Genomic DNA, 8,740 nt, shown 5'->3' with positions numbered 1-8,740 from the left:
GACGTGCAGCACCGCCCCGGCGGGCAGTGCCAGCGGCCGACCCACGTCGGCGGGCCGCCGCCGGCCGCGGTGCTCGATCCGTACGTCGGTGGGAGCCCCGGTGAGCGCGACGGTGACCGCCCGGGTGACGCGCAGCACGCACCCGGTCAGCGTGATCTCCAGGCCGGCGGCGTCCTCCGGGTTGCCGGCGAGCCGGTTGGCCAGGCGCAGCGCGCCCGGGTCGAGCGCGCCGGACCGGGGTACGCCGAGGTGGGCCCAGCCGGGGCGGCCCTGGTCCTGCACGGTGGTGAGCGGGCCGGCCCGCAGCACCTCGATCATCGGGCCTCGACCAGCCGGACCCGGGTGCCGGGGGTGAGCCGGGCCGGCGGGTCGGCGTGCACGTCGAACAGGGGCAGGTCGGTGCGCCCGACCAGCAGCCAGCCGCCGGGCGACGCGGTGGGGTAGATCCCCGCGTACCAGCCGGCGAGCGCGACGGAGCCGGCCGGCACCCGGGTACGCGGGGTGGCGAGCCGGGGCACGGCCAGTTCGGGCGGCAGCCCGGTGAGGTAGGCGAACCCCGGCGCGAAACCGCAGAACGCGACCCGGAACTCGGTACGCCGCAGCCGCGCCACCACGGCCGGCACGTCGACGCCCCAGTGGCCGGCGACGGTGGGCAGGTCCGCCCCGTCGTACACGGTGGGCACCCGGACCTCGGCGGAGTCGGCGCCGGCGGCGGTGGTCCGCGGTTGCCAGCCGGCGATCCGCGCGGCCGTCGCCGTCGGGTCCGGCACGCCGTCGAGCAGGACGGTGACCGCCGCCGGGACGATCTCCTGGGCGGTCAGCTCGCCGGCGTCGCGACGACGCCACAGCTCGGCCCGCCAGGCCTCGACCTGGTCGGCGTCGTCGCAGTCGAGCAGCAGGGCGTACGCCCCGACGGGCCGGATCCGCATTCGGACATCCTCGCGTCAGCCGACGTGACGGTCCACACTACTTGCAAGTAACCTACGGTGTCGTAACCTGATGAGGTGACCACCTCCGCACCGCTCCGGCTCCGGCCGGCCGACATCGGCAAGCCGCGGATGCGCGGCTGGCTGCATGCCTACGCGTTCTTCGCCGCGCTCGTCTGCGGCATCGTGCTCTGCTCGATCGCGGCCACCCGTCCCGGGTGGGCGCCGCTGGTCAGCTGCCTGATCTACAGCTTCACCGTCTGCGGGCTCTTCGGCACCAGCGCGCTCTACCACAGGCGCGTCTGGTCCGAGCGCGGCTACCAGATCATGCGCCGGATGGACCATTCGATGATCTTCGTGTTCATCGCCGGCACCTACACCCCGTTCTGCGCCCTGCTGCTGGACACCCGGCACGCCACGATCATGCTGGCCCTGGTCTGGGGTGGCGCGCTGGCCGGTGTCGCGGTCAAGCTGATCTGGCCACACGCGCCGCGCTGGGTCTCCGCCCCGCTCTACCTGGCGCTGGGTTGGGTGGCCGTGACCATGCTGCCGCAGATCCTGCACGGCGGCGGCGTGACCGCGCTGGTGCTGCTGTGCGTGGGCGGCGCGATCTACAGCGTGGGTGCGGTGTTCTACGCGCTGCGTCGGCCGAACCCCTGGCCCACCGTCTTCGGCCACCACGAGTTCTTCCACGCCTGCACGCTGGTCGCGGCCATCTGTCACCACATCGCCATCTACTTCGCGCTGTTCGCCTGAGCCGTACCGCCGAGGCGACGGCTGACCCCCGGACACGCGCGAGGGGCCCCGCGCCGTTGCGGGGCCCCTCGGGTCCGGGGGGATCAGGCCGGGTAGCCCGAGCCCGGGCGGCGCACCTCGCGGTACTCCTCGCGCACGACCCGGTCGCCCTGCACCGGCACGACCGGCTCCGCGACGACCTGCTCGCGCACCGGCGCGGCCACCACCCGACGGCGGCTGTTCCAGAAGTAGAGCGTGGTCAGCAGCCCGGCCAGGCCGGCGAGCATGAGCACCCAGCCCACCACGTTGAGGTTCAGCCATCCCAGGTTGGCGTCGATGGCGAACGCGAAGATCGCGCCGAGCGCGATGAGGAAGATGCTGGCACCGATGCCCATGACGTCGCCTCCTTGGCGTCCTGCTGGCGTTTCCTGCCCGCCGCGGCCATGGATGAGGTAGCGGCACACATCGACATACCCAGGCGCTCTGATCGCCAATCAGGCAAGCTGGGCGCATGACGGACGGCAGGTACGGGCAGCGGACGCTGGTGCTGCTGCGGCACGCCAAGGCCGAGCAGGAGCGGGACGCCCCGGACGCGGAGCGCCCCCTCACCGCCCGCGGTCACGCCGACGCGGCCGCCGCCGGCGCGTGGCTGGCCCGGCACGAACTGCTCCCCGACGTGGTGCTCTGCTCCCCGGCCCGGCGCACCCGGCAGACCTGGCACGGCGTGGCGATGGGCATGACGGGTTCCCCACCCGAGGGCGGGCCGGCGGGGTCGACGCCCGTGGTGCGCTACGAGCCGACGGCGTACGAGGCGCACCCGGACGAGCTGCTGGACCTGGTCCGGGCGGTCGACCCGGCGGCGGACACGGTGCTGCTGGTCGCGCACAACCCCGGCATCTCGCTGCTCTCGGCGCTGCTCGACCCGGAACGGGCGGATCCGGACGGCCTGCGCACCACCGACCTGGTGGTGCACCGCCCGACCACCCCCTGGGCCGACCTGAGTCGCGCCCCCCTCACCGCCCGCCACACCGCTCGCGGCTGACCCGAAGGCCCGCCCGGCGCACCCGGCGAGCCGATGCCCTGCGGTCCGGCGGCGCCGGCTCGCACAGCGACACGTCACTCCTAGCGATATACCGCTGGGTCATGGAAATGACCCAGCGGTATATCGATCGTTCGGACATCGCCTCGCGAGCTGGCTACCGACAGTAGCGAGCCTCCCTCGCCCCAAGCCGTCAGGACGGCGGGGCCGTCGGCGGCGGCGGGTCGGGCGGCGGCGGCATCATCGCGGTCGGGTGGGAAAGGCGGTTCTCCTCCACGATGAGGGTACGGGCGCGCTTGCGGCGGTCCTGCCAGAACCACAGCGTGGTCAGCAGGACGCCCAGCCCGGCCAGGATGAAGACCCAGCCGACCGCGCGCAGGTCGATCCACCAGACGTTGGCCCGGATGGCGAAGGTCATGATCGCGCCGAGCGCGATGAGAAAGATGGCGCTACCAATGCCCATGTGCGCTGCACTCCCCCGTGCGATGGCCCTTGGGCGTGCTCCGGTCGTGGTCCGCGACGGTTACCCGCCCACCGGCCGCCTATCCACCCGGGTCCGGCAACGCCGACGGCCGGCGGGCTGTCGCCCGCCGGCCGTCGGTGAGGGGAGAATGACGCTTTCAGGGGATGTCCGCCCCGGAAGGGGTCAGAACGCCTCCTCCGGGAGGTCCATGATCTCCAGGTCGACGCCCTCGATGATCCGCCGGTCGGCGCCGATGCGCGGCAGCACCTCGCGGGCGAAGAACCGGGCGGCGGCCACCTTGCCGGTGTAGAACGCCTTGTCCGAGGCGGAGACCTCGCCGGCGAGCGCCTTCAGCGCGACGTCCGCCTGCTTCTGCAGCAGCCAGCCGACCACCAGGTCGCCGATCGCCAGCAGGAACCGACGGCTGCTCAGGCCGACCTTATAGAGCGCGCGGGTGTCGCCGCCCTGCGCCTCGCCCAGCCAACCGGTCATCACGCCGAGGATGTTCTGGATCTCGGCGAGCGCCTTGCCCAGCGCCTGCCGCTCCTCCTTGAGCTGGCCGTTGCCGGCCTCGGAGGTGATGTGCTCCTGGATCTCGCCGGCGACCGCCATCAGGGCCTTGCCGTTGTCCCGGACGATCTTCCGGAAGATCAGGTCGAGGCTCTGGATCGCGGTGGTGCCCTCGTACAGGGTGTCGATCTTGGCGTCCCGGACGTACTGCTCCAGCGGGTAGTCCTGGAGGAAGCCGGAGCCACCGAACGTCTGCAGCGACTCGTGGCCGAGCAGCTCGTACGCCCGCTCCGAGCCGACGCCCTTGACCAGCGGCAGGAGCAGGTCGTTGACCCGCTTGGCCAGCTTGGTGGCCTTCTCGTCACCGGCCGCCTCGGCGAGCGCGACCTTGTCCTGCCAGCTGGCGGTGTAGCAGACCAGCGCGCGCAGGCCCTCGGCGTACGACTTCTGCATCAGCAGCGAGCGGCGCACGTCCGGGTGGTGGGTGATGGTGACCCGGGGAGCGGTCTTGTCGGCCTGCTGGATCAGGTCGGCGCCCTGCACCCGGTTCTTCGCGTACTCCAGGGCGTTCAGGTAGCCGGTCGAGAGCGTGGCGATCGCCTTGGTGCCGACCATCATCCGGGCGTACTCGATGATCATGAACATCTGCCGGATGCCGTCGTGCTTCTCGCCCAGCAGCCAGCCCTTGGCCGGTACGCCGTGCTCGCCGAAGGTCACCTCGCAGGTGTTCGAGACCTTCAGACCCATCTTGTGCTCGACGTTGGTGGCGAAGACGCCGTTGCGCTCGCCCAGCTCGCCGGTCTCCTCGTCGAAGTGGTACTTCGGCACGACGAACAGGGACAGGCCCTTGGTGCCCGGGCCGCCGACGCCCTCGACACCGACCGGGCGGGCCAGCACGTAGTGGACGATGTTGTCGCTCAGGTCGTGCTCACCGGAGGTGATGAAGCGCTTGACGCCCTCGATGTGCCAGGAGCCGTCCGGCTGCGGGATCGCCCGGGTGCGGCCGGCGCCCACGTCCGAGCCGGCGTCCGGCTCGGTCAGCACCATGGTCGAGCCCCACTGCTTCTCGATGAAGAGCCGGGCCCACGTCTTCTGCTGGTCGGTGCCCTCGACGTGCAGCACGTGCGCGAAGGACGGGCCGGAGGCGTACATCCAGACCGGGGCGTTGGCGCCGAGCACCAGCTCGGCCAGGGACCACCAGAGGGCGCGCGGGGCGTTCGTGCCGCCCAGCGCCTCGGGCAGGTCGAGGCGCCAGAACTCCGAGTCCATGAACGCCTGGTACGACTTCTTGAACGACTCCGGGAGCGGCGCGGTGTGCGTCGCCGGGTCGAAGACCGGCGGGTTGCGGTCGCTGTCCGCGTAGCTGGCGGCCAGGTCCTCGCGGGCCAGGCGGTCGACCTCCGAGAGGAAACTGCGGGCGGTGTCGACGTCCAGGTCCGTGTACGGCGCCTGGCCGAACGTCCGGTCCGCCCCGAACACCTCGAACAGGTTGAACTCGAGGTCCCGAAGGTTGCTCTTGTAGTGGGTCATGCTCGCTGGCCCCGCTTCCGGACAGGTGTTACCGATCAGTAACTCCAGACTGTATTACTCGCCGGTAGCCATCGACAAGCCGATCTCGGAAGTGACAGCGATTACACACTTCCGGTTCACCCGTCGGCCGCGCCGACCTCCCAGCTCGGCACCGGGGCGGCGGTGGCGCTGCGCGGGCCCGCGTACTCCATCAGGACCAGCGCGATGTCGTCGTCGAGCCGGCCGTGCACCCACTCGACCAGGGCGGTCTCCAGCGAGGCGAGCCCGTCGCCGACCGTGCCGTGGCCGAGCAGCCGCCAGGCCCGGTCGGCGGTGGGGAAGAACTCCCCGTCCCGCCGCGCCTCACCCAGCCCGTCGGTGAACAGCAGCAGCCGGTCGCCCGGCTCCAGCCGCTCCACCCGGGGCCGGACCACCGGCATGAAGCCCAGCGGCGGCGCGGGCGCCGGCGGCTCCAGCGGGATCACCGCGCCCCGGCGCAGCAGCAGCGGTGGCGGGTGCCCGCAGTTGACAATGGTGAGGGTGCCGCCACGCTCCTCGACCAGCGCGGCGGTGACGAAGTCCTCGTCGCCGACGTTGCGGGCCACCGCCCGGTCCAGGTCGGCCACCACCGCGCGCAGGTCGGCCCGCTCGTACGCCACGTGCCGGTAGGAGCCGAGCACGATGCTGGCGAGGCGCACGGCGTCCAGTCCCTTGCCGCGCACGTCCCCGATGATCATGCGGACGCCGTACGGGGTGTCCATCACCTCGTACAGGTCGCCGCCGATCTCGGCCGTCGCGGTGGAGGAGATGTAGCGCGCCGCCACCGCCAGCGTGCCGACCTGCGGTCCGAGCGGGCGCAGCACCGCCTGCTGGGCGACCGAGGCGAGCCGGGACAACTCGTCGATCCGTTCCGCCTGGCGCTGCCGGACCGCGGCCGTCGCGGCCGCGATCACGGTGACCACCGCGACGGTGACCACGCTGACCGCGGTCACCAGCGAGGCGCCGCGTTCGACCACGGCGAGGGCGACCCCGGCGGCGGTGGCCAGCCCGCCCACGGCGAGCACCACCCGCCAGGACGTCAACGCTCCGGCGATCACCGGCGCGGCGGCCGTCAGCGCGAGATAGTGCGCCTGTCGGCCGTCGGCCAGTTCGGCGACCGAGACGATCGCGAGCAGCGCGAGGGCCGCGCCGAGGCCGGCGCGGGATCCGGGGCTCAGCGGGCTGCGGCCCGACTGGAAGGGTTGCGTGCGTACATCGGACAGCATGCCTGATGGACGTGAACCGGAGAATGAACCTGGCCCGTCCGGCGCGGAAGTTCTGCCTGACAGGTCGGTCAGCCGAGCACCTCGTAGCGGACGTCCACCTCGCCGAGGTCGGTCGAGGCGATGGCCGCGAAGGCGGCGCGGGACAGGTCGATGCACCGACCGTCGATGTAGGGGCCACGGTCGTTGATCCGGACCACCACCGACTTGCCGTTGGCCGGGTTGGTGACCCGGACCTTCGTGTCGAACGGCAGCGTCTTGTGCGCCGCGGTCAACGCGTTCGGGTCGAAGGTCTCACCGTTGGCGGTCATCTGCCCCTCGTCGTAGAACGAGGCGCCGCAGGATCCGCTGTCCACCACCTTGGGGGCGGTGGTCTTCTTCGTCGCCGTGGGCTTCGGCGCGGTCCGGGTCTTGCTCCGGGACGCCGCCTGCGTACGGCTCGACGTCGGGCTCGGGGTGGCCTTCGGCGACGGGCTGAGGCTCGGCGAGGCCGACGCGCTCGGCGACGGGCTGGCCGAGGTGGGTGCGGGCGTGCTGGGCACGACCTCGACCGCGACCGGCTCGGCCGGGGGCTCGGCCGAGGTGAGCTGCACGGCGCCGACGGTGCCGCCGACCGCGAGCACCACGCCGACCGCCGCGGTGGCGGCGATGCCGGCGGGCGAGGAGAACGTGCGGGTACGAAGGTGCCTACCAGCCACCGGCCCGGTCCTTTCGTCAGCTGAACAAACCGGCCCGGACCGTAACGAGAGAAGCACTTCCGAAGTCAACGTGATCATGGTGCTATGCCCGCATTTACCCGGGTACGTGTAGCCGATCAAGCTATCCGTACTCGGCCGAACGGTGGAAGGTGTGCTGGCTGGCCTCCATGCCGCAGGATGGAGCCGTGCTGAGCCGTCGCCTGGTCGAGCTGTTCCGGTGGATCAACCCCGGGCCGGACAGCACCCACCTCGTCAGTGACCTCTCCGGCTGGTGGCACGACCCGGACGTGCTCGCCGAGGTCGGCCCGGCGCTGGCCGGCCTCTTCCCGGACGCGCGGCCGACCGTGGTGGTCGCCCCCGAGGTGACCGGGCTGCTGCTCGGCCCGCTGGTCGCGGTCGCCGCCGGCGCCGGGTTCGTGCCCGCGTACAAGGACGGTGGGGAGCGGCGTCGGGTCGGGGCGATGCGGTGGGCCGAGACGCCACCGGACCACCGCGGCCGGCGGCTCCGCGTCGGCGTGGACGACAGGCGGCTGGGACCGGGCGACCGGGTGCTGCTGGTCGACGACTGGGTCGACACCGGGGCGCAACTGGACGCGCTGCACCGGGTGGTCCGGGACCTCGGGGCCGTGCTCGTCGGCACCGCCGCGCTGGTGGCGACGTGCCCGCCCGAGGTTGCCGAGCGGTTGCGGCTGCGCGCGCTGCTCGACGGGGACCGGCTGCCCTGAGGGGTTGACCTCAAGCGAGGTTCAACCCGGACGATCGCCCGATGGACGACGGCATTCTGGACGAGGCGTACCAGCGACTGCACCGCACCGGCCCAGAGTTCGAGGGCTGGCTCTCCAACCACGGGCCGATGGCGGCCGAGGCGCTGGTCCGGCACGGGCAGGGCGCACGCGTGCACCGCTGGCTCGACGACTACCTGCGCCGGCTGGACGAGCTTCCGCGCGGCCTGCGGCCGATCGACGACTGGCGGGCCGCGCTCGGCGACCCGAAGCGGGCCGGTGACTGGCTCCTCCACTTCGACCGCGAGCTGCGGGAACGGCCCTGGGTCGAGGTGCTCGGCGAGTGGTGGCCCCGGCTGCTGCCCGGGATCGCCGCCGGGGCCACCCACGGCGTGATCCGGGTCGGGCACGCCGTGCGGGTACTGCGTACCGACGGGGAGACGCCGGAGCGCCGGGCCGAACTGGGACAGGCGCTCGGCTACTGGGCGGCCCGGTGGCAGCCGGTGCCCGGGGCCGGGCCGCTCACCGGCCGGTCCGACGCCGCCTCGGCCCTGGCCGCCGTGCCCCGGATCGCCGACCAGACGGGCGGGATCCGGGAACGGCTGGGGCGACTGACCGACGTACCCGGCTGGTCCGGCGCGGTGACCGGGCTGCGGCCGCCGGCCGGCCCGGACGGAGCCGCCGGCACGCTCGTCGAGGTGGTACACCGGGCCGCGCTGGACTACCTGCGGTTCGGGCACGGCGCACCGGTGATGCTGGTGCACGCGGTCACCGCGCCCACCGCGGTGCTGCGTACCCTGCCGGTCCTGGACCCGGCGCTGCGGGCGCCGAGCGTCGCCGCGGCCTGGTCCGCGACGGCGGCCGTGACCTCGGTGT

The 8,740-nt window shown here is 72.8% G+C and carries 11 protein-coding genes; 4 read left to right on the top strand and 7 right to left on the bottom strand.

All coding sequences use genetic code 11. From position 1 onward, the window contains the following. Together HUW36_RS19140 and HUW36_RS19135 are read right to left on the bottom strand one after the other, a co-directional pair. The coding region (locus HUW36_RS19140) for a 5-oxoprolinase subunit C family protein (protein ID WP_484502597.1) at positions 1-318 on the bottom strand (318 nt) is incomplete at its 3' end. Further along, positions 315-929: a 5-oxoprolinase subunit B family protein gene (locus HUW36_RS19135; protein WP_174529428.1), complete on the bottom strand. Its 615-nt coding sequence runs from the start codon at positions 927-929 to the stop codon at positions 315-317. The genes HUW36_RS19140 and HUW36_RS19135, both read right to left, overlap by 4 nt. Before the next feature lie 75 nt (positions 930-1,004). On the opposite strand from HUW36_RS19135, the gene trhA reads away from it, so the two are divergent. Then, positions 1,005-1,682, top strand: coding sequence for a PAQR family membrane homeostasis protein TrhA (gene trhA, locus HUW36_RS19130; protein WP_174529427.1), 678 nt, complete (start codon positions 1,005-1,007; stop codon positions 1,680-1,682). An 83-nt stretch (positions 1,683-1,765) separates the two neighbouring features. Here trhA and HUW36_RS19125 read toward each other — a convergent pair whose 3' ends face one another. Then, positions 1,766-2,056, bottom strand: coding sequence for a DUF6458 family protein (locus HUW36_RS19125; protein WP_091565981.1), 291 nt, complete (start codon positions 2,054-2,056; stop codon positions 1,766-1,768). 116 nt (positions 2,057-2,172) lie between these two features. Here HUW36_RS19125 and HUW36_RS19120 point away from each other — a divergent pair, with 116 nt between their 5' ends. Beyond that, complete coding sequence (locus HUW36_RS19120) at positions 2,173-2,703, top strand: SixA phosphatase family protein (RefSeq protein WP_174529426.1); 531 nt, start codon at positions 2,173-2,175, stop codon at positions 2,701-2,703. A gap of 190 nt (positions 2,704-2,893) precedes the next feature. Here the strand turns inward: HUW36_RS19120 and HUW36_RS19115 are convergent, their stop codons facing one another. The 4 genes from HUW36_RS19115 to HUW36_RS19100 all read right to left on the bottom strand — a co-directional run bounded on the left by HUW36_RS19115 (position 2,894) and on the right by HUW36_RS19100 (position 7,142). Next, positions 2,894-3,163 (bottom strand): DUF6458 family protein, encoded by a 270-nt coding sequence (locus HUW36_RS19115; protein WP_013283345.1) that lies wholly within the window; start codon positions 3,161-3,163, stop codon positions 2,894-2,896. Between the two features lie 183 nt (positions 3,164-3,346). Further along, positions 3,347-5,203: an acyl-CoA dehydrogenase gene (locus HUW36_RS19110; protein ID WP_174529425.1), complete on the bottom strand. Its 1,857-nt coding sequence runs from the start codon at positions 5,201-5,203 to the stop codon at positions 3,347-3,349. Between the two features lie 116 nt (positions 5,204-5,319). Next, a complete protein-coding gene (locus HUW36_RS19105; protein ID WP_174529424.1) occupies positions 5,320-6,447 on the bottom strand; it encodes a PP2C family protein-serine/threonine phosphatase in 1,128 nt (375 codons plus the stop codon). Positions 6,448-6,515: 68 nt separating this feature from the next. Then, a complete protein-coding gene (locus HUW36_RS19100) occupies positions 6,516-7,142 on the bottom strand; it encodes a septal ring lytic transglycosylase RlpA family protein (protein ID WP_174529423.1) in 627 nt (208 codons plus the stop codon). 185 nt (positions 7,143-7,327) lie between these two features. On the opposite strand from HUW36_RS19100, the gene HUW36_RS19095 reads away from it, so the two are divergent. Continuing rightward, a complete protein-coding gene (locus HUW36_RS19095; protein WP_425487245.1) occupies positions 7,328-7,867 on the top strand; it encodes a phosphoribosyltransferase family protein in 540 nt (179 codons plus the stop codon). A gap of 41 nt (positions 7,868-7,908) precedes the next feature. Further along, the coding region (locus tag HUW36_RS19090; RefSeq protein ID WP_174529421.1) for a questin oxidase family protein at positions 7,909-8,740 on the top strand (832 nt) is incomplete at its 3' end.

Source organism: Micromonospora maritima (genome assembly GCF_902825405.1).
GTDB classification, from domain to species: Bacteria; Actinomycetota; Actinomycetes; order Mycobacteriales; family Micromonosporaceae; genus Micromonospora; species Micromonospora maritima.
The sequence above is the reverse complement of the archived record's forward strand: the minus strand, read 5'-3'. Positions and strand labels throughout refer to the sequence as shown.